This window comes from Bradyrhizobium sp. UFLA05-89, assembly GCF_059803475.1.
The window spans coordinates 116,700-141,976 of the sequence record NZ_JBANBA010000004.1 but is presented as its reverse complement, the minus strand read 5'-3'; the positions used below and the strand labels follow the sequence as shown (position 1 = coordinate 141,976).

Below are 25,277 nucleotides of genomic sequence, written 5' to 3'. Positions count from 1 at the left end.
AAAGGGCGTCGCCCGACCGCGTTCTGCGGCCGGGCGACGAGTCCAGATCAGAAATCGAAGTCCTTGACGTTCTGCTTCGTGAAGATGAAGGGCGAGCCAAGCAGGATCTCGCTGCCATTGACCACGTTCAGCTTGCCGAGCTTGCCTGCGTCCACCGAGGTCGCGCCGGGCTTCAGGGTGCCGTCGACGACCGCGCGCATCACGTAGGTCGCGGCATAGCCGAGATCGACCGGATTCCACAGCACGACCGACTTGACGCAGTCCGCGTTGACATACGGCTTCATCGCATTCGGGGTGGCAAGGCCGACCACCGCCACCTTGCCGCAGAGCTTGGCCTTGGTCACGGCTTCCGCCGAAGCGGGTGTCGCGACCGAGGTCATGCCGAACAGGCCAGCCAGCTTGTCGCCATGCTTGTTGATCAGCGTCGTCGCCTGGTTGAAGGACAGGTTATTGTCCTCCTGCGCCTCGACCGTTTCCAGCCATTTCAGCTTGGGATGACACTTCTGAGCATAGGCCCACATTTCGGCGATCCAGCGCGCCTGGTTCGGCGTCGTGAAGGTCGAGGTGACGATTGCGAAGCTCTTGTCGTCGCCGGCCTCCTTGGCCATCGAGTCCATCATCGCCTTGGCGATGCCGTTGAACTCGGCCTGATTGACGAACCATTCGCGCGCGTCCGGCGTCGAATTGGCGTCATAGCCGACGACATGGATGCCCTTCGACAGAGCCTTCTTCAGGACCGGCGCGATGGCCACCGGATCGTTGGCGGCGAAGAGAATGCCGTCGACGCCGCTGGTGATGTAATTGTCGATGAACTTGATCTGCTCGTCGATCTTGGCCTCGGTCGGGCCGTCGGTCTTCACCGTGACATTGCCGAGCGCCTTGGCTGCGTCCTGCATGCCTTTCGAGGTCGCGTTGAAATAACCGATGCCGATCAGCTTCGGCACGTCAACCAGCGTGATCGGCTTGCCGGCTTTGTCGGCCGCATTGGTTGGCCGGCCGCCGTCATAAGGCTTGGCCGCGGGCGCGGCGTTCGCCTCGCCGGCAGAACAGGCAAGCGGATTGACCGGCAGGTCGTCCGCGCCGTCCCATCTCTTGTCCGCCGCCGAGGCCGTTCCGGCCAGCAGCGTCGCGCTGAGGAATGCAAAGGCTAATCCGAGCTTCATCTTGTTGTCCTCCCATGTTTAAGCCGCTGTTTTCGCGGTCAGACACTCCATCAAACGCCGTCGCGGCGCCGCTGGAGCGAACTCGCCACAAGAGTTGAAAGGATGAGCACCGCGCCGATGACCACGATCGTCGCGTCGCCCTTGACACCGGTCAGAGCCAGTCCGTTTTTCAAGAGCTGGATCATTGCGAGGCCAACCACCGTGCCCCAGATCGTGCCGATGCCGCCGAATATGCTGGTGCCACCGAGCACCACCGCCGCGATCACGTCGAGCTCATAGCCGATCCCCATGTCCGAGCGGGTCGTGGTCACGCGCGAGACGAGAACACAGGCGGAAAGGCCGGCCATGAAGCCCGATAGCGTGTAGATGATCAGCTTGACGCGATCGACCGGCAAACCGGAAAAGCGCGCGGCGGTCTCGTTGTTGCCGATCGCATAGAGCGTCCGGCCGAAGGTGGTGCGGTCAAGAACGATCGCCGAGACCACGATCGCAATCAGCAAGAGCCAGAGCTGCGCCGGCACGCCGAACAGGTTTTCCTGTCCGATGAAGTAGAACCATTCCGGGTAGCCGCGCACCGAACGCGCCTGGCTGATCCCTTCGGCGAGCCCGCGATAGAGCGCGAGCGTCGCGATCGTCATGATCAGTGGCGGTACCTTCACCCTAGTGATGACGATCCCATTGAGGAAACCTGCCGCGGCGCCGACGAGTAGCGAGAAGCAGATCGCCAACGGCAAGGGAAAGCCGAAAATCTTCCAGGAATAGCCGAGCAGGATCGCGCACAGCCCGACGATCGAGCCGACCGAGAGATCGATGCCGCCGGTGATGATGATGAAGGTCATCGGCAGCGCGATCAGCCCGACCTCGGTGGTCAGCCTGCCTTGATTGAGCAGATTGTCGAGCGTGAGGAAACGACTGTTCAAGCCGCCGAGCACGATCAGCGCAATGAGCAGGATCACTGCGAGCATGGTCTCGTGGCGCAGCAGCCACCAGGGCACGACACGCTTGGCGGCCTGGGGAAGTGGGATTTCGCTCATGGCGCTCATGCTCCGGCCATGCGACGGCGCCGCAGAATGTCGGCGATCACGGTCACGAGGATGAGCACGCCCTGGACCGCGCGGATCCAGTAGGGCGAGACGTCGATGAAGACCAGCGCACTGGCGATCTCCGCGATCAGTACGGCCGCAAGCGTCGAGCCGATAACCGTGCCGACGCCGCCGAGAATGCTGACGCCTCCGACGACCGACGCGGTGATGATCGTCAGCTCGAGATTGGGCGGCACAGTCGACTGGATGACGCGCAGCTGCGTCGCGTAGAGCAGGGCGGCCGCTCCGGCGAAGAAGCCGTGCAACGCGAAGACCATCACGATCGTGCGCGGCTGCGAAATGCCGCAGAGCCGCGCCGCTTCGGCGTTGCCGCCGACCGCGTAGATGGCGCGGCCCGAGGCCGAATAGCGCATCCACAAGGCGGCCAGGATCGTCACCAAAATCGTGAGAAAAACCGGAAACGGCAGCACGCCGAAGAGCTCGATATCGGCGAGATGGAAGCTGTCGGGCAGGTCGGTGATCCATTTGCCGCCGGTGACGCTGATCAGACCGCCTTTGAGGATCGACAGCATGCCGAGCGTAACCACGATCGCCGGAATGCGCAGATAGGCGATGATGGCGCCCTGCAAGGCCATCACGAGGACGCCGGCAACGAGCGCCGCGAGCCAGGCGACCACGATCGGCGCGCCGTTCACGGCCAGAGTGCCGCTGATCGTCGCCAGGACGCCGATCAGCGCGCCAACGGAAATATCTATGTTGCCGGAAACGATCACCATCGACATGCCGACTGCCGCGACTGCGATATAGGCGTTGCCGAGCAGCACGTCGGAAAGATTGCGCGCCGCCAGAAAGCGCGGATTGTAAAGGCCGACGGCGATGGCGAGTCCGATCACTGCGATCGCGAGCAAAGCCTCCTGCGAGGCAAGCACCTTCAGCCGCCGCCGCGGATCAGCCTCGGCGCCGGCCAAGGTCACGGTCGTCATGCCGCTTCCTCCGCGTTGTCATGACTGCCCATCATCGCTGCGCCGATCGACTCCTGGGTTGCTTCTTCGCGCGAGAATTCGGCAACGATACGGCCTTCGCGCATCACGAGGATGCGGTCGCTCATGCCGAGCACTTCTGGCAGCTCGCTCGAGATCATCAGGATGGCGAGCCCCTGGGCCGCAAGCTCGCCCATCAGCCGATGGATCTCGGCCTTGGCGCCCACATCGATGCCGCGCGTCGGCTCGTCGAGGATCAACAGCTTCGGCCCATTGGCGAGCCATTTGCCGAGCACGATCTTCTGCTGATTGCCGCCGGAGAGCTTGCCGGCGGTCTGCTCGAGCGAGCTCGTCTTGACCGCAAAGCGCTTGACGCCGTCGCCGGCGAGCTTTCGTTCGGCGCCGCGATCGATGAAGCCGCCGAATGCGATCTTGCCAAGCGCGGCGAGGCTGAAGTTCTCGCGCACCGTCATCGGCCGCACCAGGCCCTGCGTGCCGCGATCTTCGGGAACATAGGCGACGCCCAAAGACCGTGCCTGTGCCGGCGAGCGGATGTCGACCTTGTGTCCGGCGATCCGGATTTCGCCGTTATCGGCCGGCGTGACGCCGAAAATGGTTTGCGCCAGCTCGCTGCGACCCGAGCCGACGAGGCCGGCAACGCCGACGATCTCGCCGGCGCGCACCGTGAGCGAGACGTTCCTCGTCAGTGGCCGTCGTTCGAGGTTCTTCACCTCCAGCACCGGCTTGCCGATTGGAACCGTGATCTTCGGGAACAGGCTTTCGATCCTGCGGCCGACCATCAATTGCACGAGTTCGGCCGCGTCCGTGTCGGCAACGCGCTTGGTAGCGACATGGGCGCCATCGCGCAGCACCGTGACACGATCGGCGATCGCGAAAATCTCGTCGAGCCGATGGCTGATATAGATCACGGCGACACCGCGGGCTTTCAGCTTGCGCACAATGTCGAACAGCCGCGTCACGTCGTACTCGGTCAGAGCCGCGGTCGGCTCGTCCATGATCAGTATGCGCGCGTCCTGCGACAGCGCGCGCAGGATCTCGACGCGCTGACGATTGCCGACGCTGAGCGAGCCGACGATGCGGTCTGCCTGCAGGTCATGAATCTCGAGCGAGGCGAGCAGCGCATTTGTCTTCTCCCGCATCGCCCGCCAGTCGATCCGGCGGAGGCCTGCGCGCGGCGCATGCCCCATGAAGATGTTCTCGGCGACGGTGAGCTCCGGAAACAGCAGCAGCTCCTGATAGATCGTGGCGATGCCGGCGCGCCGGGCATCGTCCGGCCGTGCGAGATCGACCGGCTTGCCGTCCACGAGAACCTCGCCGCGATCGGGCGGGAACACGCCCGAAACGATCTTGATCAGCGTCGACTTGCCGGCGCCGTTCTCGCCGAGCAAGGCGTGGACTTCGCCTTTGGCAGCGTCGAACGAGACGCCGGACAGCGCCCGCACGCCTGGAAAGGATTTCTCGACCGCGCGCACCGACAGAAGCGGCGCCGCAGGAGGATGACTGTGCGCGTCCGTTGTCATGGTCACGCCGCCGCAATGGTTTGAGCGCCCGCATCGACGACAACGACGCGGACACCATGTGCGCGCAGCATGTCGAGTGCGTCGCTCGGCGCATCGGAATCGGTGATCAGCATATCGATGCGCGAGAGCGGGCAGACGACAAGGCTGCCGCGCGAGACGAACTTCGAGGAATCGGCCAGCACGATCAGCTTGTCGGCACGCTTCAGCAGTTTGGATTCGGCGCGGGCGAGCAGGGGATCGCCCTCGATCACGCCGAGCGGTCCGATCGAGATTGCGCTCATGAACATCCGCGTCGCCGAATAGTGCTGGATCGCATCCTCTTCAAAAGGCGAGACGATCATTCCCTGCTCACGATAGACCTCGCCACCCGGCAAGGCGACGCGGCATTTCGACGTGTGGATCAGCGCGTCGGCGAGCAGATAGGAATTGGTCAACACCTTCAGACGGCGCTCGCGCAAATACTCGCCCATCTGGTACGTCGTCGTGCCGCCATTGATGATGATCGTCTCGCCGTCGGTGCAGAGGGCGACTGCCGCTTTCGCAATGGCGCGCTTGGCGTCGATGTTGAGCGTCTGGCTGACGTCGAAGGAGCGGGTGGCAAGGGAGAGGACGTCGCCCGGTGCGTTGGCGGTTTCCGGCAGGGCTTCGAGTCCGCCGTGCACCCTTATCGCGACACCTTGCTCGGCAAGCCTGGCGAAATCGCGCCGTATCGAGGCTTCGGAGACGCCGGTCGCGCGACAAGCGTCGGCGATGCGCACCAGCGACCGCTCACGCAAGAGTGCCTTGATGACCTGCCAGCGTTCCCGCTCGTGCACGTCGCCCTCCCTTTTGCCCGTAAATAGGTCACGCTCTCGACGAGTGGTCAACTGCAAACCGTCAAATTCGCTCAATATCGCGCCGCATCAATCATATTGCGTCGCACTGCTGAGTGTCGGTGATTGACCTTGATTGAATCCGTGGCCTAAGCTGCCCAGAGATCAAGCACAGGGAGAATGCCTAATGAGCGAGGTCGCGGCCACGCCCCTGCCAAATCTCTGGGACGACGCGCTCGCCGCCGGGCTCGATGAGGCAGGTCAGTTGCTGTACCGCTCGAACCTGCTCGGGGCCGATCTGCGCATCACCAATTTCGGCGGCGGCAACACCTCAGCCAAGATCGAGATGAAGGATCCACTGACGCGCGAGACTACACGCGTGCTCTGGGTCAAAGGGTCTGGCGGCGACCTCGGCTCGATGAAGCGGGACGGCTTTTCAACGCTGTACCTCGACAAGCTCGAGAGCCTGAAAGGCCTCTATCGCGGCCTCGCCCATGAGGACGAGATGGTCGCCTTGTTCAATCACTGCACCTTCGATCTCAATCCGCGCGCGACTTCGATCGATACGCCCCTGCACGCCTTCGTGCCGCACCGTCATGTCGATCACGTCCACGCCGACGCGGTCATCGCCATTGCCGCCTCAGTCGACGCTGAGCGTCTGACCCGCGAGGTTTTCGGCGGCAAGCTCGGATTCCTGCCGTGGCAGCGGCCCGGGTTCGATCTCGGCCTGAAACTCGGCGAGATGGCCACGCGCCATCCCGACTATGTCGGGGTGGTTCTCGGCGGCCACGGGCTCTTCACCTGGGCCGAGACGTCGAAAGCCTGTTACGAGATGACCTTGCGCGTGATTCAGCAGGCCGCTGATTGGCTTGCGTTGCATGAACAGAAGCCGGCTTTCGGCGGTGCCAAGGTCGAAACAGCTTTGCCGGAGAAGCGCCGCGCGATTGCGGCCAGGCTGATGCCGCTGATCCGCGGTAAGATCTCCTCCGACGAGCGCAAGATCGGCCATTTCACCGATGCCCCGGAGGTGCTGGAGTTTGTCAACGCCAGCGCGCTGACGAAGTTGGCGCCGCTCGGCACCTCCTGTCCGGATCACTTTCTTCGTACCAAGATCCGGCCATTGCTGCTGCCCTACGATCCCGTGCGCGACAATCTCGACGAGGTGATCGCTGGCCTCGACGACGTCCTCGCCGCGTACCGGCGCGACTACGCGGCCTATTACGAGCGCTGCAAACATCCTGACACACCGGCCATGCGCGATCCCAACGCGGTCGTGTATCTCGCTCCGGGAATCGGCATGTTCACGTTTGCCAAGGACAAGGCGACGGCGCGCGTTGCGGCCGAATTCTATGTCAACGCAATCAACGTCATGCGTGGCGCCTCGGGCGTCAGTGCCTATGTCGGCCTTGCCGAGCAGGAGGCCTTCAACATCGAATATTGGCTGCTGGAGGAGGCCAAGCTCCAGCGCATGCCCAAGCCGAAATCGCTTGCCGGGCGGATCGCCTATGTGACCGGCGGTGCCGGCGGCATTGGCGGAGCGACCGCGCAGCGGTTGCTCGATGAAGGCGCTTGCCTCGTCATTGCCGATATCGACGAGAAGGCGCTGAACGAGCGCGTTGCGGCGATCACGAAACGCCATGGCCGCGACGCGGCGATCGGCGTGAAGCTCGACGTGACTGACGAGGCAGCAGTGGTCGCTTCGTTCGAACAGGCCGCGCGCGCATTTGGCGGTGTCGACATCGTCGTCTCGAACGCGGGGATTGCCTCGGCCTCGCCGGTGGAGGACACGAGTCTTGGACTGTGGCAGAAGAACATGGACATTCTCGCCACTGGCTATTTCCTTGTCTCGCGCGAGGCGTTCCGGCTGATGCAGCGTCAGAACATTGGTGGCGCCATCATCTTCGTCGCCTCGAAGAACGGCCTTGCCGCTTCGGCGGGCGCTTCGGCCTATTGCGCAGCCAAGGCGTCGGAGATCCATCTCGCCCGCTGCCTGGCGCTGGAAGGCGCGGCGCATGGCATTCGCGTCAACACGGTCAATCCGGATGCGGTGCTGCGCGGCTCGAAGATCTGGGAAGGCGAGTGGCGTCAGCAGCGTGCGGCGTCCAACAAGGTCACCGAAGATCAACTCGAGGAAGTCTATCGCCAGCGCTCGATGCTCAAACTGTCGGTTTTCCCCGAGGATATTGCGGAGGGTGTCTACTTCTTCGCGTCCGACCTTTCGGCCAAATCGACCGGCAACATTCTTAATGTCGATGCCGGCAACGCCCAGGCCTTCACGCGATGAGCACGCCGTTCTCGATCAGCGCGGATTTCGTCGCCAAGCAGAACGCGCGGCTCGAAGACGCAACCACTGAAGACTTCGATGCCCTGAAGCGCACACTGGCGCGGCACGGGATCGACGCGGACGCCTTGGTCCAGAAGGTCATGGCCTTCGGCGTCGCCATTCCGACCTGGGGCGTCGGCACGGGGGGGACGCGATTTGCCCGCTTTCCGGGGCCAGGTGAGCCGCGCAATGTCTTCGAGAAGATCGACGATTGCGCCGTAATCCAGCAACTGGCGCGGGCAACCCCTGCGATCTCGCCGCACATTCCGTGGGACAAGGTCGACGACTATGCAGCCTTGCGCGAAAAAGCCGCGACGCATGGCCTTGCCTTCGACGCGGTCAATTCCAACACGTTCCAGGATCAGGCGGGGCAGGAGCTTTCGTACAAGTTCGGTTCGTTGTCGCATACCGATGCGCGCGTGCGCGCTCAGGCGATCGCGCACAATATCGAGTGCATCGAGATCGGCCGCAAGCTTGGCTCGAATGCGCTGACCGTCTGGATCGCCGACGGCTCGAACTTTGCCGGCCAATCGAATCTGACCAAGGCGCTCGACCGCTATATCGACGCGATGCGCGAGATCGTCGCCGCACTCCCTGCTGATTGGCGGGTGTTCCTCGAGCACAAGCTCTACGAGCCGGCGTTCTACTCGACCGTGATCTCGGATTGGGGTTCGAGTTTTGCCGTTGCGCAGGAGCTCGGGCCCAAGGCGTATTGCCTCGTCGATCTCGGCCATCATGCGCCGAACGTGAATATCGAGCAGATCGTCGCCCGGCTCGTTCGCTTCGGCAAGCTCGCAGGCTTCCATTTCAACGATTCAAAATATGGTGACGACGATCTCGACAGCGGCTCGGTCGAGCCGTTCCGGCTGTTTCTCGTCTTCAACGAGCTGATCGACGCCGAGCGTCGCAAGGCGGAAGGCTTTGCGCCAGCTTATATGATCGACCAGTCGCATAACGTGACCGATCCGATCGAGAGCCTGATGCAATCGGCGATCGAGCTGCAGCGCGCCTATGCGCAGGCGCTCATCGTCGATCGCGCAGCACTCGAAGCGGCGCAAGAGTCCAATGACGCGCTCGGCGCACATCTCGAATTGAAGCGCGCCTTCACGACCGACGTCTCGCCACTGCTCGCCATTGCCCGCCTGCGCGCCGGCGGTGCGATCGCGCCGATCGCGGCCTATCGCGCATCCGGTTATCGCGCGCAAAAGGCGAGGGAGCGTCCCGCCATCGCCGGAACGTCGGCGGGGATTGTGTAGAGCATGATCCGGAAAAGTGTGAAGCGGTTTTCCGAAAGGATCATGCTCAAGCAATAACCTAAAGCGCGATGACGATGCGTCCCAATCTCATCGCGCTTTAGGCGATAGGCCTCCATCCGCCGTCAGAGCTTCCGCAGCGCCAGGCCGCCATCGACGTGGATGACATCTCCCGTCGAATAGCCGAGTTGGCCTATCGCCAAGGTGGCGACGGCTTTTCCGATATCCTCGGGTTCACCCCAGCGCTTGATAGGCGTGAGACCCTCGCCAATGAGCCGGTCGTACTTATCCTTGGCGACGGCAGTCATTTGCGTTCGGATGATCCCTGGCCGAAGCTCGTAGGACCCGATGCCGTGATCGGCAAGCCGGATCGCGAAAAGTCGGGCCATCATGGACAGTCCCGTCTTGGAGACGCAGTACTCTCCGCGGTCAATCGAGGCGAACTCGGCATTGATCGACGAGATCGTGATGATGCTGCGAAAGTGCTGCGATTGCGCGCCGATCATCCGCCGCGCGACCTCCTGAGTCAGGAAGAAGGGGCCGCGCAGGTTGATATTCATGATGCGGTCGTAGCTCTCCGGTGTCATCTTCAGGAGATCATCGCGCACGCTGACGGATACACCAGCATTGTTGACGAGGCAGTCGATGCCGCCAAAGGCATTCCAGGCGTCGTCCACGAATTGATGGTGCTGCTCGACCCGCGAAATATCCAGGCTGATGGCCTTTGCATCCCCGCCTGCTTCGCGGATGGCTGCCAGCGTCTCGTCGAGATCTTCCGAGCCAGGAAGATCATTCACGATGATCGAGAAGCCGGCTTCCGATAGAGCGAGCGCGATTGCGCGGCCGATGCCGCGTCCCGCTCCCGTCACCAAAGCGCTAGGTCGTCGCTGATCATCCATATCGGTTTCCTTCCATGCGCTCGCGCCGAAGCGAACGGGCACTATTTGGAACGTTCTATAATATGAAGCGTCTGACGTTTGAGGTCAAAATTCCGCAGTAGCCGCAATTTCGAGCCTTGCGCGTCAAGAAGAATAGGAGTATTTGGAACGTTCCAAATTCAGGGAGGCTCGCGAAGGGCATGGCGCGTGCGGGGCGCAAATCTCGTGCGGTGACGATCCTCGACATTGCCAAGTCGGCGGGGGTGTCGAAGTCGACGGTGTCGCTTGTGCTCAAGAGGAGTCCTCTCGTCAAAGAGGAGACGCGCCAGCGCGTGGCAGGCGTGATGGACGCTCTCGGCTATGTCTACAACCGTGGTGCTGCGAGCTTGCGCCGCGCGAGGGCCGACATCGTCGGAATGGTGATCAATGATCTGTCGAACCCGTTTTTTGCCGAGCTTGCCATTGGCATCGAGCGAGCCCTGCAAAACTCCGGGTTTGTTCCGTTCATCGCCAATACTGCCGAGAGCGTCGTCCGGCAGGCCGAGGTGGTGCGCTCAATGCGGGAGCATGGCGCCGCCGGCCTGATCCTTAGTCCGGCGCTCGATACCGATGTGGCGGAGATCTCGCGGCTCGAGGCGCGTTTGCCCATCGTGCTCGCGATCCGGCGGATCATCGGAGCCCGGGCCTCGCTGGTGGTTTCCGACAATCTGGCTGGTGCAACGCGGGCGACCGAACATCTCATCGAGCTCGGCCATCGCGATGTCGCTTTCGTTGGCGGTGTCGGCCGGATGGTCGTCTTCCAGGACCGTGTCGCCGGATTTGCCGGCGCCATGGAGCAGGCGCGACTTGCCGTCGAGCCCGCGCGGATCATTGAGAGCATGCCAACGAAGGATGGCGGCTTCGACGCAATGAAGCGCCTGTTGTCGTCGGAGAGGCGACCGACGGCGGTGGTTTGCTTCAACGACGTCGTGGCCATCGGCGCGATGTTGGCGATCGCACGACAGGGGTTGACCGTCGGGCGCGATGTTGCCGTCGTCGGTTTCGATGACACCGCCGAGGCCCGTCATGTCTCTCCCGCTCTGACCACCGTCTCGGTCGATGCCGGCAGTCTCGGAGAACGCGCAGCGCAGATGTTGCTGAGGCAGATCAACGAGGGCGAGCGTCGTCTCGAGAGCTATGTCGGCGAAGCGCGCTTGGTCGTTCGGGAGAGTTGTGGAGCGACATTCAAACGGAGGATCGCATCTTGAGTGGCCTGCGTTGGGGATTGATCGGTGCAAGTACGATCGCGCGCGAGTGGGTGATCGAGGCCATCCGCGGGGGGAATGGCGAGGTGGTAGCCGTGATGAGCAGCGATCCGGAGCGCGCGCAGCGCTTTGCCGGCGAGAATGGAATCGCGACCGCAACGACGGATCTCGAGGCGTTGCTCGGAAGCGGTATCGATGCGGTCTATATCTCGACAACGAACGAGCATCATTGCTCGCAAACGCTGGCCGCAGCTGCGGCCGGAAAACACGTTCTGTGTGAGAAGCCGCTCGCACTGAATTTGGCGGATGCCAAGCGGATGGTTGCGGCCTGCAAGGCGGCGGGCGTGCAAATGGGGACGAACCATCATTTGCGCAATGCGGCCACCCATCGCGCAATTCATGCCGCGATCAAGGCCGGCCACATCGGCAAGCCGCTGTTTGCCCGCGTGTTTCATTCGGTCTACCTGCCGCCGCATCTGCAGGGCTGGCGGATCGAGCGGCCGGGGTCGGGTGGCGGCGTGGTGCTCGACATCACCGTTCATGATGCCGACACCATGCGTTTCGTGCTCGACGAGGAGCCTGTTGCCGTGACCGCGATGACCTCGCGGGGTGGTATGGGCCAGGCAGGTCTCGAAGACGGCGTCATGGGGGTCGTCCGCTTTGAAAGCGGGCTGATTGCCCAGTTCCACGACGCCTTCACGACCAGATACGCGGTGACCGGCTTCGAGGTCCACGGCGAAGAGGGGTCGCTGATCGGGATCGACTGTATGACCCAGCAGCCGAAAGGCGAGGTCCTGCTGCGGACCAAAGACGGCGAGAGGCAGCTCACGGTCGCGCACGAGAATCTCTATCTGCGGGCGGTGCGCCTCTTCGGCGATGCGGTCGCGGGCCGTGGGGCACCCTCTGCAACGGGCGAGGATGGAATCAAGTCTCTGAGCCTCGCGCTGTCGACGCGTGAGGCTGCACGAACGGGGCACGAGACGCCCATCGATCTGGCGACCTGAGGCGGACTATGGCACGAACGAAGGTCTTGAGCGCTTCTGAGGCGGCCCATCTGATACCCGACGGTGCCGTTGTGACGGTCTCTTCGTCATCCGGGCTGGGCTGCCCGGATGCGGTGCTCGCCGCCATCGGCGCAAGATTTGAAGCCGACGGCCACCCGCGCAACCTGACGACGCTGCATCCGATCGCTGCTGGCGACATGTGGGGCGTCAAAGGCATCGATCACATCGCCAAGCCTGGATGCCTCAAGAAGGTCCTGGCCGGCTCTTATCCGTCCGGCCCTTCCTCGGCCGCTCCCCCCGCGATCTGGGAGATGATCTCGGGGAACAGCATTCCCGCCTACAATGTGCCGTCGGGAATCCTGTTCGACATGCACCGCGAAGCCGCTGCAAAGCGCCCGGGCGTGCTGACCAAGGTCGGCATGGACACCTTCGTCGACCCAGCGCGTGAAGGCTGCGCAATGAACGGCAAGGCTGCTTCCGAGCCGATCGTCAGTCGGGTGAACTTCGCCGGCGAGGACTGGCTGTTCTTCCCGAGCATCATTCCGCAGGTCGCGATCATTCGCGCCACCACTGCGGACGAACGCGGCAATCTTTCGTACGAGCACGAGGGCGGCATTCTCGGGCCGCTCGACCAGGCGCTGAGCGTGCGCAACAATGGCGGCCTCGTGATCGCACAGGTCAAGCGCCTTGCGGCTGCCGGCACCTTGCGTCCTCATGACGTGGTCGTGCCAGGCGTGCTCGTCGATGTGATCGTCGTGGCTCCGGACCAACTCCAGACCACGAACACGCCGTATGAGCCCGCGATTTCCGGTGAGATCTTTCGGCCAATCGCCTCGTTCGAGACGCCAAAATTCGACGTCGGCAAAGCCATCGCACGTCGCGTCGCGATGGAGCTTCGCGACGGCGACGCCGTCAACATCGGGTTCGGCATTTCGGCCAACGTCCCGCGTATTCTGATCGAGGAAGGCCGGCACGGTGCGGTCACCTGGGTGATCGAGCAGGGCGCCATCGGCGGTGTTCCGCTGCTCGATTTTCAGTTCGGCTGTGCGTCGAATGCCGAGGCGATCGTCCAGTCGCCACATCAATTCACCTATTTCCAGGGTGGCGGCTTCGACATGTCGCTGCTCTCGTTTCTGCAGATCGACCGCTCAGGCTCGGTCAACGTTTCCAAGCTCGGCCTCCGTCCCCATGTGACGGCCGGGGCTGGCGGCTTTGTCGACATCACGGCGCGGGCCAAGCGGATCGTGTTCTCCGGCTACTTCACCGCGGGCGCAGGCCTCGAGATCGCCGATGGCTCGTTGCGGATTGCCAGGGAAGGGAAAGTCAAAAAGCTCGTCAACGAGGTCGAGCAGGTGTCGTTTTCGGGCAGGCAGGCGGTCGCGCAGGGGCAGGAGATCGTCTACGTCACCGAACGTTGCGTCTTGAGGCTCGAGCCCGAAGGCGTCACAGTCGTCGAGATCGCGCCCGGTGTTGACTTGCAGCGTGACGTGCTTGCACAATCGGAATTCCCACTGCGAGTGGCGGGCAATCTCAAGTTGATGCCGGCCGTGCTGTTCCGTCCCGAACCGATTGGCCTCGAATTGCGGAGGGCAGCTTGAGCCCGTTTGTCGAATTGACCTTCCAGGGATCGATCGCCCGTCTCGGCCTCAAGCGCCCCGATAAGCTCAATGCGCTTGATCGCGACATGATCGAGGCGCTCGGCGAGGCGGCGCGGGCCATCGAGGCCTCGCGCGAGACCCGCGTGGCGATCCTGTTCGGCGAAGGCAAGGCATTTTGCGCCGGCGGCGATATTGCAGCCTGGGGCGGCTTGCCGGCGCTCGACATGTGGCGCGATTGGACGCGTGCGGGCCATCGCGCGTTCGAGGCGCTGGCGCGCCTGCGCGTGCCGCTCATTGCGGCGCTCACCGGCCACGCATTCGGCGGTGGACTGGAACTCGCCGCGGTGGCGGACATACGTATCGCCGAGCGCGGCATCAAGCTCGGGCTTCCGGAGACGGGACTGGGCATGGCGCCTGGCTGGTCGGGAACGCAGCGACTGGTTCGCCGCTTCGGCGCCTCCGTCGTGCGCCGCATGGCACTCACGGGACGTCTGTTCACCGCCGAAGAAGGTTGCGAGCTCGGTCTGGTCGACGAAGTGACCGACGATGGCCAAGCACTGACACGCGCCGAAAGCCTGGCGTCTGACGTTGCCGCGCGCGGCCCACTTGCCGTGCAGATCGTCAAGGCCATGATTAATGCGGCCGAAGGGGAGGACAGTGACGCCCCCATCGAAGGGCTTGCTGGCGCGCTCACCGCCACGACCGATGATCTCGCCGAGGGCGTTGCCGCCTTCAGGGGCAAGCGCGCCCCTCGTTTTGTTGGACACTAGGAAAGGAGCTTCGGAAGGCGGGCCGCTTCTTATGGGTTCGGCGGCAACCGCAGACGACAACGATAATGATATTCAAGAGCCGAACCGGCCTCTCGAAACGGTGCCGGACCGCTTCCGGCAGGAAACGACCAAAAAAGGGAAGGGACACGCGTATGAAGTTCCGCGCATTTCTGATCTCGACGGCTTTGGCTGCCGTCACCATCAGCTATGGGACGCTGGCGCACGCGGCGGACATCAAGGAAGTGCAGATGCTGCATTGGTGGACGTCAGGTGGCGAAGCGGCCGCGCTCGACGTCATTAAGCAGGCCGTCGCCAAGCAGGGATACGCCTGGAAGGACGTGCCGGTTGCTGGCGGCGGCGGTGGCGCGGCGATGACCACACTGAAGGCCAATGTCGCCGCGGGCAATCCGCCGACGGCATCGCAGATCCTTGGCTACTACGCGCTCGAGTACGCCGAGCAAGGTTCGCTTGCCGATATCTCCAAGCTTGCCGACAAGGAGGGCTGGGACAAGCTCATCCCGGCGGCGCTGCAGAAGTTCGCCAAGACCAACGGCAAATGGGGCGCCGTTCCTGTCAACATCCACTCCGTCAACTGGATCTGGCTGAACAAGGCCGTCATGGAGAAAATTGGCGGCACGGAGCCCAAGAACTTCGACGAATTCGTCGCACTGCTCGACAAGGCGAAAAAAGCCGGCGTCGTTCCGCTCGCGCTTGGCGGCCAGCCCTGGCAGGAAGCGACGATGTTCGATTCGATCGTCGCGTCGACCGGTGGCACCGAGTTCTACAAGAAGGCGTTCGTGGATCTCGACGAGAGCGCGCTCAAGTCGGACACGATGAAGAAGGCTTTCGACAACCTCGCCAAGCTGCGCGACTATGTCGACCCGAACTACACTGGTCGCGACTGGAATCTGGCCACCGCGATGGTGATCAAGGGCGATGCGCTCGTGCAGGTGATGGGGGACTGGGCCAAGGGGGAGTTCGCAGCAGCCCACAAGGAAGCCGGCAAGGATTTCCTGTGCTACCGCTTCCCGGGGACGGACGGATCGGTGTTCTATAACTCCGACATGTTCGCCTTCTTCAAGGTCCCGGCGGACCGCCAGGCGGCGCAGCTTGCACTCGCAGAGGTGACGATAAGCCCCGAAGTCCAGTCGGCGTTCAACGTCATCAAGGGCTCCGTGCCGGCGAGACTGGATGTTTCGGATGCGGCCTTCGACATCTGCGGAAAGAAGGGCATCGCGGACGTCAAGGCGGCCAACGCGAAGGGAACGTTCTTCGGCTCGCTCGCCCAGAACTACGCCCAGCCGCCAGCCATCGCCACGGCGTACTACGATGTCGTGACGAAGTTCATGCATGGCGGCATCAAGACGTCGGATATCGCCGTAACTGAGCTGGTGAAGGCAATCAACGCCGCCAAGTAGTGGCGCAGCGGCTCCTCTCCCGTTTGCTCTGCTCTGTAAACGGGAGAGGCTATTGAAATCGAAGTCATCGCTGCGCCTGCGTCGCCGTCAGGGCTCGTCGCGGCGGCGGGGTGTGGCTTTCGGAGGATCATCATGACCGCGATGACCGAACGCGAGGCGGCAACCGCAATGGCCCGGCGGAAGCTCGGCCCGTCTCTGCGCGGAAGGCTTCAGGACTGGCTGCCAAGGCTTGTGCTGGCGCCGTCGTTCCTGCTCGTGCTGGTCTTCGTCTACGGCTTCAATCTCTGGACCCTGTTTCTGTCGTTCACGAGTTCGAAGGCGTTTCCGACCACAAACCTGATCGGCTTTACCAACTACGTGCGGCTGTGGAACTGGACCTTCGAGACCGACCCGCCGTCGAACTGGTACACCGCCCTCGTCAACATGGGTCTGTTCGGCGGCCTCTACATCTTTTTCTGCCTGTTTCTCGGCCTGTTGCTGGCGATCCTGCTCGATCAGAAGATTCGCGGCGAAGGCATTTTGCGGCCGATCTATCTCTATCCGCTGGCGCTGTCATTCATCGTGACCGGCACGGCCTGGAAATTGTTTCTCGATCCGCGTATCGGCCTGGAAAACGCCTTGCACGATTGGGGATGGACCAGCTTCCATTTCGATTGGGTGGTCGATCCGAAGATGATGATCTATTGCGTCGCGATCGCCGGCATCTGGCAGAGCTCGGGTTTCGTCATGGCGATGTTTCTTGCGGGACTGCGCGGTGTTGATGGCGAAATCCTCAAGGCGGCACAGATCGACGGCGCCTCGACCTACCAGACCTACCGCCGCATCGTCATTCCGATCATACGCCCGGTCTTCTTCTCGGCCCTGATCGTTCTGGCCCATATGGCGATCAAATCCTATGACCTCGTGCTGTCGGTGACCGGCAAGAACCCCGGCGGGGCGGCGGAGCTGCCGTCAACATTCATGTACTCCTATACGTTCACTCGCAACCAGATGGCGGTTGGATCGGCCAGCGCGGTGATCATGCTGATGACGATCGCGGCGATCATGGTGCCCTACATCTACTCCGAAACCAGGGAGCAGAACCGATGAGCGCCGCGGATCTGATCACGTCAGCGCCGGCGCGCCGTGGTCCGGGTCATTCTCGGACGACACGGATCGTCATCTATGGCCTGTTGTTTCTGTTCGCGCTCGTTTATCTCGTGCCGCTCCTGGTCATGGTGATGACGTCGCTCAAGCCGTTGGATGAGGTCACCGGCGGCAACATGTTCGCTCTCCCGCGGCACCTGACGTTCGCGCCCTGGTCCATGGCATGGGGCGAGGCACGCATCGGGGTGTCGGAGACGCGCGGGATCAGTGGCTATTTCTTCAACTCGGTGAAGATGGTCGTTCCGGCAGTTCTGATCTCGACTCTGCTCGGCGCATTGAACGGCTACGTCCTGACCAAGTGGAGCTTTCCCGGCCACAAGCTCGTGTTCGGCATGATGCTGTTCGCCTGCTTCATCCCCTTCCAGTCGGTCATCATCCCGATGGCCGTGATCCTCGGTATGCTCGGCCGCATCGGGGTCGAACTGGCTGACCTGACCGGCTGGTCGTTCGGTCTCGGCAACGCGACGGTCAATCTGGTGATCGTGCACGTCATCTATGGCCTCGGATTCACCACCCTGTTCTTCCGCAACTATTACGCGGCGTTTCCGTCCGAACTCATCAAGGCCGCGATGATCGATGGTGCGAGCTTCTTCCAGATCTTCCGCCGGATCCTGCTGCCGAACTCCACGCCGATCATCATCGTCACCGTGATCTATCAATTCACCAATATCTGGAACGATTTCCTGTTCGGCTCAACCTTTGCGGCCGGCGATACCGCACCGATGACGGTTGCGCTCAACAATCTCGTCAACACCTCGACGGGTGTGGTCGAATACAACGTCAACATGGCGGCCGCGATCATCGCCGCCGCGCCGACGCTGCTCGTCTATGTCATTGCCGGTCGATATTTTGTCCGCGGCCTGATGGCTGGCGCCGTAAAGGGATGAAGAGATGGCCACGCTCGAGATCAGCTCGCTTCGCAAACGCTTCGGGACGATCGAGGTTCTGAAGGGGATCGACATCACGCTCGAGAAGGGCGGCTTTCTGGTGCTGGTCGGTCCGTCAGGCTGCGGTAAATCGACTCTGCTCAACACCATTGCAGGCCTTGAGGGGATCTCCTCGGGCGAAATCCGCATCGGCGGTGCCGTCGTCAATAACCTGCACCCGTCAAAGCGGGACATCGCAATGGTGTTCCAGTCCTATGCGCTCTACCCGAACATGTCGGTCGCCGAGAACATCGGGTTCGGCATGGAGATGCGCGGTGTTCCCCGAGCGGAGCGCGACAAGGCGGTGGCCGGGGTCGCCAAGACCTTGCAGATCGAACATCTCCTGTCGCGCCGGCCGAGCCAGCTTTCCGGCGGACAGAGACAGCGCGTCGCCATGGGACGGGCGCTCGTCAGACGCCCCAGTGTCTTTCTGTTCGACGAGCCGTTGTCGAACCTCGATGCCAAGCTGCGCGTCGACATGCGGGTCGAGATCAAGCGTCTGCATCAGACGACCGGTACGACGATCGTTTATGTCACGCACGACCAGATCGAGGCCATGACGCTGGCGACCAAGATCGCCGTATTGAAGAATGGCGAATTGCAGCAGGTGGGAAGCCCGAGTGAGATCTATAATCGTCCCGCCAACATGTTTGTCGCGGACTTCATGGGGTCGCCGGCGATGAACTTGCTGGAGGGTACCGTTACCCAGGCGGATGGCCAGCAGCGTATCGCGCTCGCGCGCAAGGATGGCTCATCGATCATGCTGCCGGTACCGGCGAGCGCGGATGCTACCGCGCTCAAGGACGGTGCCAAGGTGATCTTCGGCATTCGTCCCGAGGCCGTGAACGATGACGAAAGCATGGACCGCAACGCCAGATCGGTGGTCCGGTTCGATGCAGGTGTGGAGATCATCGAACCTGCCGGATCGGATACCTATGTCGTCATCCGGGTCGCGGGCAAGGAGGTGACCGCTCGCATGCGAGCCGATGCCGACGTCCGGCTCGGACAACAGCACACCTTCGCGTTCAACCTCGACAAGGCGGTGCTGTTCGATCCAGAGACGACACGCCGCATCTGATCGAGCGCTGCGAGAGCTGCATGAAGACCACGGAGACAGCCGATGTCCTCGTCATCGGATCGGGCATGGGCGGTGCGACCTTTGCCGCGGGTCTGGCGCCGACCGGCGCAAGGATCGTGATCCTCGAGCGCGGCCAGCGTTTGCGCGACTGTGAGGCTGCGCGGGACGCGAGGGCGATCTTCCAGCGCGGGGTGTTCCGGCCACAGGAGTCCTGGCTTGATGGGGCAGGGAAGGCCTTCAACCCCGGCAACTACTATTATGTCGGCGGCAATACCAAGCTCTACGGGGCGGTGCTGATCCGTTACCGCGCGGAGGACTTCGCGCCTATCGCGCACCGCGAGGGAACGACGCCGGGCTGGCCGTTCAGCTATTGCGAACTGGAGCCATGGTATAGCCGCGCGGAGCAGCTCTACAACGTGCGCGGCGCGCTCGGGGACGATTCCTCGGAGCCTTTTCACTCGGCTCCTTATCCATTTGGTCCGGTGCCGGATGAGCCCGCGATATCAGCGGTACGGCAGCGGCTCAAGAAGATCGGGCTCAATCCGTTTTCACTGCCGCTTGGTATCGACATCGAGACATGGCTCAAACGCGCCAAGACGCCCTGGGATGCATTCCCGGACGCCGGGCACGGCAAGATGGATGCCGAATCCTGCGGGCTTGCCTGTGCTCTCGCCTACGACAATGTCGAGCTGCGCGAAGGTACGCAGGTCGAGCGGCTTGTCGCCGAGCCGGACGGCAAACGCATCGCCGGCGTCGAAGTCATCCAGGCCGGTGAGCGCAGGATGATCTGTGCCGAGATCGTCGTGCTCGCGGCGGGCGCCGTCAATTCGGCCTCACTGCTTCTGCGCTCGTCCAAGGTCGGCATCGCGAACCGCTCCGATGCAGTCGGCCGCTATTTCATGAACCACAATGCTTCGGCCGTGCTGGCGATCGACCCGCGCGTCGTCAACGACTCGATCTACCAGAAGACGATCGGCATCAATGATTTCTATCTCGATGACGGGCACGGCGGGCCGCCGCTCGGCAACATCCAGTTGCTTGGACGTGTCACCGCGCCGATTCTGAAGGCCAGCATGCCGCTCGCACCGGAATTGGCGCTTGGGCTGATGAGCCGGCATGCGGTCGACTGGTACGCGATGAGCGAGGATCTGCCGAGCGCGGAGAGTCGCGTGACGGTCGATGGCGCGAAGATCCGGCTCGACTGGCAGCGTTCGAACTGGGCGACCCATCTGGCGCTGGTGGCGGCATTGAAGGAACGGCTGCGTGCTGCAGGTTACCCGATCGTGCTGTCAAAGGCGTTCGACCGGCGCACGCCCTCGCATCAGTGCGGGACGGTGCGCATCGGGCTCGATCCCGCGGCATCACCACTCGATCCGTTCTGCCGCGCCTTTGATCATCCCAATCTGTTCGTCGTCGATGCGTCGTTCCTGCCCACTTCGGCAGCGGTGAATCCGTCACTGACGATCGCTGCCCAGGCGTTGCGCGTCGCAGATCATGTTGCGAGGACCGATCTTCGAACTCATGATCTTCGTACCCATGATCTTCGTATCCATGGGGACATGAGATGACGGTTTACGATTACATCATCGTCGGCGCCGGCTCCGCCGGCTGCGTGCTCGCCAATCGACTGAGCGTCGATGCGTCGACCAGGGTGCTCCTGCTCGAGGCTGGCGGCAGCGACAACAACCCGCTGTTCAGCATGCCGGCGGGTTTTGCCAAGATGACCAAGGGCATCGCTTCCTGGGGATACTCGACAGTACCCCAGCGCCATCTTGGCGGGCGCGTGCTGCGCTATACCCAGGCGAAGGTGCTCGGCGGCGGCTCCAGCATCAATGCGCAAGTCTACACCCGTGGTAATGCCCGAGACTATGATGGCTGGGCAGCGGATGGTGCGACGGGATGGAGCTATTCGGATATCTTGCCGTATTTCAAGCGCGCCGAGGACAACCAGCGCTTCGTCGACGCCTACCATGCGCGCGGTGGTCCGCTCGGCGTCTCGGTGCCCATCAACCCGCTGCCGATCAGCGAAGCTTTTCTGCGAGCGGGGCAGGAATACGGGATGCCCTATAATCCCGATTTCAACGGCGCGCGGCAGGAGGGCGTCGGGCACTACCAGGTGACGGTGCGAGACGCGCGGCGGTGCTCGACCGCGACCGCCTATCTGAAGCCGATCCGTCGCCGACCAAATCTCACCGTCCTGACCGGCGCCTACAGCACGCGGATCGTGGTCGAGAATGGGCGGGCTGTCGGACTAGAAACGGTACGTCGAGGGCAACGGGAGATGGTTCGGGCCGAGCGAGAGGTTATCCTTGCGTGCGGCGCCATCGGATCGCCTCGGCTTCTCCTGCTGTCGGGGATCGGTCCGGCCGACCATCTGAATGCAGTCGGTGTCAGGCCGATCCACGATTTGCCGGGTGTGGGTGAGAATCTTCAGGACCACCTCGACCTCTATGCGATTGCCGAGTGCAAGGGCGACTTCACATACGACAGCTATGTAAAGCTGCACCGCACGATCTGGGCGGGACTGGAATATCTGCTGTTCAAGCGCGGACCGGTTGCGTCCACCCTGTTTGAGACCGGGGGCTTCTGGTACGCCGACCCGGCGACGAGAGCGCTGGAATGGCCGGACGTGCAATTCCATCTCGGGCTCGGCTCGGGAATCGAGGCGGGCGTGGAGAAGCTTGAGCATGCAGGCGTCACGCTCAATTCGGCGTTCTTGCGGCCGAGCTCGCGTGGCAAGGTGCGGCTAGCGAGCGGCGATCCTTCCGCAACGCCCTTGATTGATCCCAACTATTGGTCTGATGCGCGTGATCGCTCGGCAGCGATCGAGGGGCTGAAGATGGCCCGCGAGATTCTCCGGCAACCCGCGCTCGAGCCGTTCGTCATGGTCGAGCGGATGCCCGGTGTTGCCGCCACAAGCGAAGCCGCGCTCGCCGACTATGCGTATCGGACCTGCAAGACTGATCATCACCCTGTAGGCACCTGCCGGATGGGCACTGACCAGCTGGCGGTGGTCGATCCGTCGCTGAGCCTTCGTGGCCTCGATGGTCTGCGGATTTGCGACGCTTCAGTGATGCCGCGTATCACCTCATCGAACACGAACGCGCCGACCATCATGATAGCGGAGAAGGCGGCAGATCTGATTCTCGGGAAGACGGCGCTTTCTGCGCCGTACGCGGCGAAGACGGAAGGTGACGTCTTGAAAGGTCCGCTCGGTTGCCCTGCAAATTGAGCAACGAGATATGGCGAGGGCTTGCAAGCGACCGACATGGTCGCGCGACGACGGCCGCTTCGCGCTCATCCCGCGAGAATGCGCCGGCAGGCGTCTACGAACACCTGCGCGCCGGTGATGAGATCAGCGTCAGCCGTGTTCTCGGTCCAGTGATGGCTGATGCCGCCGATCGAGGGCACGAACAGCATTGCCGCGGGCATGATGGTGGCGAGAACCTGCGCGTCGTGGCCGGCGCCGCTGGGCATGCGGACGGAGCGTCCGTTCGCAAAGGCCTTGCCCGCAGCTTCGATGGCCTCCTGGAAGCGCGGATGCATTTTGGCGGGCACGCCGGTGCGTAGCCGCTCCAGCGTCGCGTGACAGGGGCCGCTCAAGTTGGTCTCATCGATCATCGTCCGCAGCAAGGCCTCCAGCCGGGCGATCACGGCCGGATCGTCGTCGCGGATCTGGAACAGCATCTCGGCGCCGCCGGGGATGATGCTCGGTGCCCCCGGATCGAGCGTGATGCGGCCCGTCGTCCACACCGTGCGCGGCCCGGCCACGGCCGGAAACCGCGCGTCGATCGCCACGCAGAATTTGGCCAGCGCCAGCCCTGCGTCCTTGCGCGAGGCCATGCGGGTCGTGCCCGCGTGGTTCTGCTCGCCGACGAAATTGATGCGATACTGCCAGATGCCCACGATCGAGGTGACCACGCCGATCGCAAGGCCGCTCGTCTCGAGCGCGTCGCCTTGCTCGATATGAGCCTCCAGATATCCGATGTGACGTCCTGGTTCGGCAGTGATGCGAGGGCGGCCGGCAAGACCCGCATCGGATAGCGCCTCACGCATGCTCTGCCCGGTGGTGCGGTCGCGCGCAGCGTCGATGTCGGCTTCGCTGACGCCGCCGACATAGGACCTCGAGCCGAGAAAATGCCCGAAATGCCCTTCCTCGTCGCACCACGCCGCGACCTCGACCGCGCCGGGCAGCGACGGATCGGAATTGATGACGCGGGCGGCCTCCAGCGCATAGACGACACCAAGCGGACCATCGAGCCAGCCGGCGTAGTTCTGGCTTTCGAGATGCGATCCGGCCAGCAGTTTCGGTCCCCTGCGCGTGCTCGTGCCGAGGACGTTGCCGATGCCGTCGATCGTACCGGTGAGCCCCGCTTCGGGGAGCTTTTCGACAAGCCATGCGAGCGAACGGCGATGCGACTCGGACAGGGTCGGCTTGTGCACGCCGGTCTTGTAGGCGCCGATGGCGCGGAGCCCGTTGAGGTCGGCAAGCACGCGCTCGCCGTTGGCGACAGAACGATCAGGCATGTTCGGCAACCTTCAACGCCTCGGTGCGGATTTCCTCGACGAGGCGCTCCTTGAGATGGACGAACTCCGGTGTGGTCTTGATCTTGTAGGAGCGCGGATGTGGCAGGTCGACGGCGATCTCGGCCTTGATACGGCCGGGCCGTGCGCTCATGACGATGACGCGGCTGCCGAGGAAGATCGCTTCCTCGATATCGTGGGTCACGAACAGCACGGTCTTCTGGTCGCGCTCCCAGATCCCGAGCAGCATCTCCTGCATCAGCGCGCGGGTCTGGTTGTCGAGTGCGCCGAAGGGTTCGTCGAGCAGCAGGATCTTTGGATCATTGGCGAGTGCGCGCGCGATCGCAGTGCGCTGCTGCATGCCGCCGGAGAGTTGCTTCGGCCAGTGATTTTCGAAGCCGGACAGCCCCACCTGGCGGATGAAGGCGTCCGCGATCTTGCCGCGTTCGCCTTGCGAAATGCCGCGCTCGCGCAGGCCAAAGGCGATGTTCTCCCGCACGGTGAGCCAGGGGAACAGCGTGTAGGATTGAAACACCATGCCGCGATCCGCGCCGGGACCGCTCACCTCGCGCCCGTCGAGCAGAACGCTGCCGCTGGTCGGCCGGTCGAGACCGGCGACGATGCGGAGCAGGGTGGATTTGCCGCAGCCGGACGGACCGAGAATGGTGACGAAGTCGTTGTCGCCAACGTCCAGGCTGGTCGGCTCGAGCGCCTTGGTCGGCGCATGGCCGGCCCGGGCAGGAAAGGTTCGTGAAACCTGATCGATCCTGAGCTTGGTCATGCGAGCTTCCATGGAAACAGCCACGCATTGAATGCCTTGAACAGGAAGTCCGAGACGAGGCCGATCAGGCCGATGACGATGATGCCGAAGATAATCTGCCCGGTGTTGAGAAGGGCCTGGCTGTCGGTGATCATATGGCCGATGCCTGACGATGAGCCGATCAGCTCGGCGACGATGACATAGGTCCATGCCCAGCCCAGCACCAGCCGCAGGATTTCGGCAATCTCCGGGGCCGAGGAGGGCAGCAGCACGCGGCGGATGATGCCGCGGTCGCTGGCGCCCAGCGTATAGGCGGCCTCGACCAGATCGCGCCGTGTGGCGCCGACGGTCACGGCCACCATCAGGATGACCTGGAACACCGAGCCGATGAAGATGACGAGCAGCTTCTGCAATTCGCCGATCCCGGCCCACAGGATCAGAAGCGGGATGAAGGCGGAGGCGGGCAGGTATCGCGCGAAGGACACGAACGGCTCAAGGAAAGCTTCGATCGGCTTGTAGGCGCCCATCAGCACGCCGAGTGGCACGGCAATGACGGCTGCAAGCGCAAAGCCGCCCACCACGCGCCAGACCGTCATGCCGATGTCGAACAGGAAGCCGTGCCGGGTCAGGAGCTCAAAGCCTTCCTGCACCATGGTCAGCGGGTTCGCGAGGAAGGTTTTTGATACATGGCCCCCGAAGGTCGCCCAGGACCACAGGGCAACGAACAGCACGAAGAACGCGAGGCCGTAAGCCGTACGTTGCTTTGCAGTCACGGGATCGAGGGGACGCATCACGGGCGAAGTTTCCGGACGGGCG

General features: G+C 63.1%; 21 protein-coding genes. 12 read left to right on the top strand and 9 right to left on the bottom strand.

Features of this window, described 5'->3' with window-relative positions:
* Nucleotides 1-47: 47 nt before the first annotated feature.
* From SO139_RS03890 to SO139_RS03870, 5 genes are read right to left on the bottom strand one after another with little or no spacing between them, the layout of a single operon-like run.
* On the bottom strand, nt 48-1,163 hold the full coding sequence (locus SO139_RS03890) for an autoinducer 2 ABC transporter substrate-binding protein (RefSeq protein ID WP_449378026.1): 1,116 nt from the start codon (nt 1,161-1,163) through the stop codon (nt 48-50).
* A gap of 50 nt (nt 1,164-1,213) precedes the next feature.
* On the bottom strand, nt 1,214-2,206 hold the full coding sequence (locus SO139_RS03885) for an ABC transporter permease (protein WP_449378027.1): 993 nt from the start codon (nt 2,204-2,206) through the stop codon (nt 1,214-1,216).
* The gene (locus SO139_RS03880; RefSeq protein WP_498539689.1) at nt 2,203-3,189 is read right to left on the bottom strand and encodes an ABC transporter permease; all 987 of its coding nucleotides are present in this window, start codon (nt 3,187-3,189) and stop codon (nt 2,203-2,205) included. The genes SO139_RS03885 and SO139_RS03880 overlap by 4 nt, the downstream gene beginning before the upstream one ends.
* On the bottom strand, nt 3,186-4,727 hold the full coding sequence (locus tag SO139_RS03875; RefSeq protein WP_449378029.1) for a sugar ABC transporter ATP-binding protein: 1,542 nt from the start codon (nt 4,725-4,727) through the stop codon (nt 3,186-3,188). The genes SO139_RS03880 and SO139_RS03875 overlap by 4 nt, the downstream gene beginning before the upstream one ends.
* Nucleotides 4,728-4,729: 2 nt before the next feature.
* Nucleotides 4,730-5,542, bottom strand: coding sequence for a DeoR/GlpR family DNA-binding transcription regulator (locus SO139_RS03870; protein ID WP_449378030.1), 813 nt, complete (start codon nt 5,540-5,542; stop codon nt 4,730-4,732).
* A 184-nt stretch (nt 5,543-5,726) separates the two neighbouring features.
* On the opposite strand from SO139_RS03870, the gene SO139_RS03865 reads away from it, so the two are divergent.
* Nucleotides 5,727-7,823 carry a bifunctional rhamnulose-1-phosphate aldolase/short-chain dehydrogenase gene (locus tag SO139_RS03865; protein ID WP_449378031.1) on the top strand — a complete coding sequence of 699 codons (2,097 nt, stop codon included), beginning with the start codon at nt 5,727-5,729 and terminating at the stop codon, nt 7,821-7,823.
* The gene (rhaI, locus tag SO139_RS03860) at nt 7,820-9,118 is read left to right on the top strand and encodes an L-rhamnose catabolism isomerase (protein ID WP_449378032.1); all 1,299 of its coding nucleotides are present in this window, start codon (nt 7,820-7,822) and stop codon (nt 9,116-9,118) included. The genes SO139_RS03865 and rhaI overlap by 4 nt, the downstream gene beginning before the upstream one ends.
* A gap of 122 nt (nt 9,119-9,240) precedes the next feature.
* On the opposite strand, the gene SO139_RS03855 is transcribed toward rhaI, so the two are convergent.
* Complete coding sequence (locus tag SO139_RS03855) at nt 9,241-10,014, bottom strand: 3-ketoacyl-ACP reductase (protein WP_498539688.1); 774 nt, start codon at nt 10,012-10,014, stop codon at nt 9,241-9,243.
* 179 nt (nt 10,015-10,193) lie between these two features.
* On the opposite strand from SO139_RS03855, the gene SO139_RS03850 reads away from it, so the two are divergent.
* The 10 genes from SO139_RS03850 (at nt 10,194) to SO139_RS03805 (ending at nt 22,409) form a co-directional block, all read left to right on the top strand.
* On the top strand, nt 10,194-11,240 hold the full coding sequence (locus SO139_RS03850; protein ID WP_449378034.1) for a LacI family DNA-binding transcriptional regulator: 1,047 nt from the start codon (nt 10,194-10,196) through the stop codon (nt 11,238-11,240).
* Nucleotides 11,241-11,245: 5 nt separating this feature from the next.
* Nucleotides 11,246-12,241, top strand: coding sequence for a Gfo/Idh/MocA family protein (locus SO139_RS03845; protein ID WP_449378129.1), 996 nt, complete (start codon nt 11,246-11,248; stop codon nt 12,239-12,241).
* Nucleotides 12,242-12,249: 8 nt separating this feature from the next.
* Nucleotides 12,250-13,839, top strand: coding sequence for an acyl CoA:acetate/3-ketoacid CoA transferase (locus SO139_RS03840; protein WP_449378035.1), 1,590 nt, complete (start codon nt 12,250-12,252; stop codon nt 13,837-13,839).
* Nucleotides 13,836-14,609, top strand: coding sequence for an enoyl-CoA hydratase/isomerase family protein (locus SO139_RS03835; protein ID WP_449378036.1), 774 nt, complete (start codon nt 13,836-13,838; stop codon nt 14,607-14,609). The genes SO139_RS03840 and SO139_RS03835 overlap by 4 nt, the downstream gene beginning before the upstream one ends.
* A 152-nt stretch (nt 14,610-14,761) precedes the next feature.
* Nucleotides 14,762-16,027 (top strand): ABC transporter substrate-binding protein, encoded by a 1,266-nt coding sequence (locus SO139_RS03830; RefSeq protein ID WP_449378037.1) that lies wholly within the window; start codon nt 14,762-14,764, stop codon nt 16,025-16,027.
* Nucleotides 16,028-16,168: 141 nt separating this feature from the next.
* The gene (locus tag SO139_RS03825) at nt 16,169-17,116 is read left to right on the top strand and encodes a carbohydrate ABC transporter permease (RefSeq protein ID WP_449378130.1); all 948 of its coding nucleotides are present in this window, start codon (nt 16,169-16,171) and stop codon (nt 17,114-17,116) included.
* Nucleotides 17,113-18,060 carry a carbohydrate ABC transporter permease gene (locus SO139_RS03820; RefSeq protein WP_449378038.1) on the top strand — a complete coding sequence of 316 codons (948 nt, stop codon included), beginning with the start codon at nt 17,113-17,115 and terminating at the stop codon, nt 18,058-18,060. Before SO139_RS03825 ends, SO139_RS03820 begins: the two co-directional genes overlap by 4 nt.
* 4 nt (nt 18,061-18,064) lie before the next feature.
* Entirely contained in the window at nt 18,065-19,177 is a 1,113-nt protein-coding gene (locus tag SO139_RS03815; protein ID WP_449378039.1) for an ABC transporter ATP-binding protein, read from the top strand.
* 20 nt (nt 19,178-19,197) lie between these two features.
* A complete protein-coding gene (locus SO139_RS03810) occupies nt 19,198-20,745 on the top strand; it encodes an FAD-dependent oxidoreductase (RefSeq protein WP_449378040.1) in 1,548 nt (515 codons plus the stop codon).
* A complete protein-coding gene (locus SO139_RS03805; protein WP_449378041.1) occupies nt 20,742-22,409 on the top strand; it encodes a GMC family oxidoreductase in 1,668 nt (555 codons plus the stop codon). Before SO139_RS03810 ends, SO139_RS03805 begins: the two co-directional genes overlap by 4 nt.
* Before the next feature lie 65 nt (nt 22,410-22,474).
* Here SO139_RS03805 and SO139_RS03800 read toward each other — a convergent pair whose 3' ends face one another.
* The 3 genes from SO139_RS03800 to SO139_RS03790 are packed head-to-tail and all read right to left on the bottom strand — an operon-like array spanning nt 22,475 to nt 25,252.
* The gene (locus SO139_RS03800) at nt 22,475-23,704 is read right to left on the bottom strand and encodes a Zn-dependent hydrolase (protein WP_449378042.1); all 1,230 of its coding nucleotides are present in this window, start codon (nt 23,702-23,704) and stop codon (nt 22,475-22,477) included.
* On the bottom strand, nt 23,697-24,482 hold the full coding sequence (locus tag SO139_RS03795; RefSeq protein ID WP_449378043.1) for an ABC transporter ATP-binding protein: 786 nt from the start codon (nt 24,480-24,482) through the stop codon (nt 23,697-23,699). The genes SO139_RS03800 and SO139_RS03795 overlap by 8 nt, the downstream gene beginning before the upstream one ends.
* Complete coding sequence (locus tag SO139_RS03790; RefSeq protein WP_027525944.1) at nt 24,479-25,252, bottom strand: ABC transporter permease; 774 nt, start codon at nt 25,250-25,252, stop codon at nt 24,479-24,481. The genes SO139_RS03795 and SO139_RS03790 overlap by 4 nt, the downstream gene beginning before the upstream one ends.
* Between the last annotated feature and the right edge of the window lie 25 nt (nt 25,253-25,277).

Excerpts from the sequence above, each read along its gene's own strand:
- SO139_RS03890 (WP_449378026.1), bottom strand. The coding sequence starts at position 1,163 with ATGAAGCTCGGATTAGCCTTTGCATTCCTCAGCGCGACGCTGCTGGCC.
- SO139_RS03885 (WP_449378027.1), bottom strand. The coding sequence starts at position 2,206 with ATGAGCGCCATGAGCGAAATCCCACTTCCCCAGGCCGCCAAGCGTGTC.
- SO139_RS03880 (WP_498539689.1), bottom strand. The coding sequence starts at position 3,189 with ATGACGACCGTGACCTTGGCCGGCGCCGAGGCTGATCCGCGGCGGCGG.
- SO139_RS03875 (WP_449378029.1), bottom strand. The coding sequence starts at position 4,727 with ATGACAACGGACGCGCACAGTCATCCTCCTGCGGCGCCGCTTCTGTCG.
- SO139_RS03865 (WP_449378031.1), top strand. The coding sequence starts at position 5,727 with ATGAGCGAGGTCGCGGCCACGCCCCTGCCAAATCTCTGGGACGACGCG.
- rhaI (WP_449378032.1), top strand. The coding sequence starts at position 7,820 with ATGAGCACGCCGTTCTCGATCAGCGCGGATTTCGTCGCCAAGCAGAAC.
- SO139_RS03855 (WP_498539688.1), bottom strand. The coding sequence starts at position 10,014 with ATGGATGATCAGCGACGACCTAGCGCTTTGGTGACGGGAGCGGGACGC.
- SO139_RS03850 (WP_449378034.1), top strand. The coding sequence starts at position 10,194 with ATGGCGCGTGCGGGGCGCAAATCTCGTGCGGTGACGATCCTCGACATT.
- SO139_RS03840 (WP_449378035.1), top strand. The coding sequence starts at position 12,250 with ATGGCACGAACGAAGGTCTTGAGCGCTTCTGAGGCGGCCCATCTGATA.
- SO139_RS03830 (WP_449378037.1), top strand. The coding sequence starts at position 14,762 with ATGAAGTTCCGCGCATTTCTGATCTCGACGGCTTTGGCTGCCGTCACC.
- SO139_RS03825 (WP_449378130.1), top strand. The coding sequence starts at position 16,169 with ATGACCGAACGCGAGGCGGCAACCGCAATGGCCCGGCGGAAGCTCGGC.
- SO139_RS03820 (WP_449378038.1), top strand. The coding sequence starts at position 17,113 with ATGAGCGCCGCGGATCTGATCACGTCAGCGCCGGCGCGCCGTGGTCCG.
- SO139_RS03815 (WP_449378039.1), top strand. The coding sequence starts at position 18,065 with ATGGCCACGCTCGAGATCAGCTCGCTTCGCAAACGCTTCGGGACGATC.
- SO139_RS03810 (WP_449378040.1), top strand. The coding sequence starts at position 19,198 with ATGAAGACCACGGAGACAGCCGATGTCCTCGTCATCGGATCGGGCATG.
- SO139_RS03805 (WP_449378041.1), top strand. The coding sequence starts at position 20,742 with ATGACGGTTTACGATTACATCATCGTCGGCGCCGGCTCCGCCGGCTGC.
- SO139_RS03800 (WP_449378042.1), bottom strand. The coding sequence starts at position 23,704 with ATGCCTGATCGTTCTGTCGCCAACGGCGAGCGCGTGCTTGCCGACCTC.
- SO139_RS03795 (WP_449378043.1), bottom strand. The coding sequence starts at position 24,482 with ATGACCAAGCTCAGGATCGATCAGGTTTCACGAACCTTTCCTGCCCGG.
- SO139_RS03790 (WP_027525944.1), bottom strand. The coding sequence starts at position 25,252 with ATGCGTCCCCTCGATCCCGTGACTGCAAAGCAACGTACGGCTTACGGC.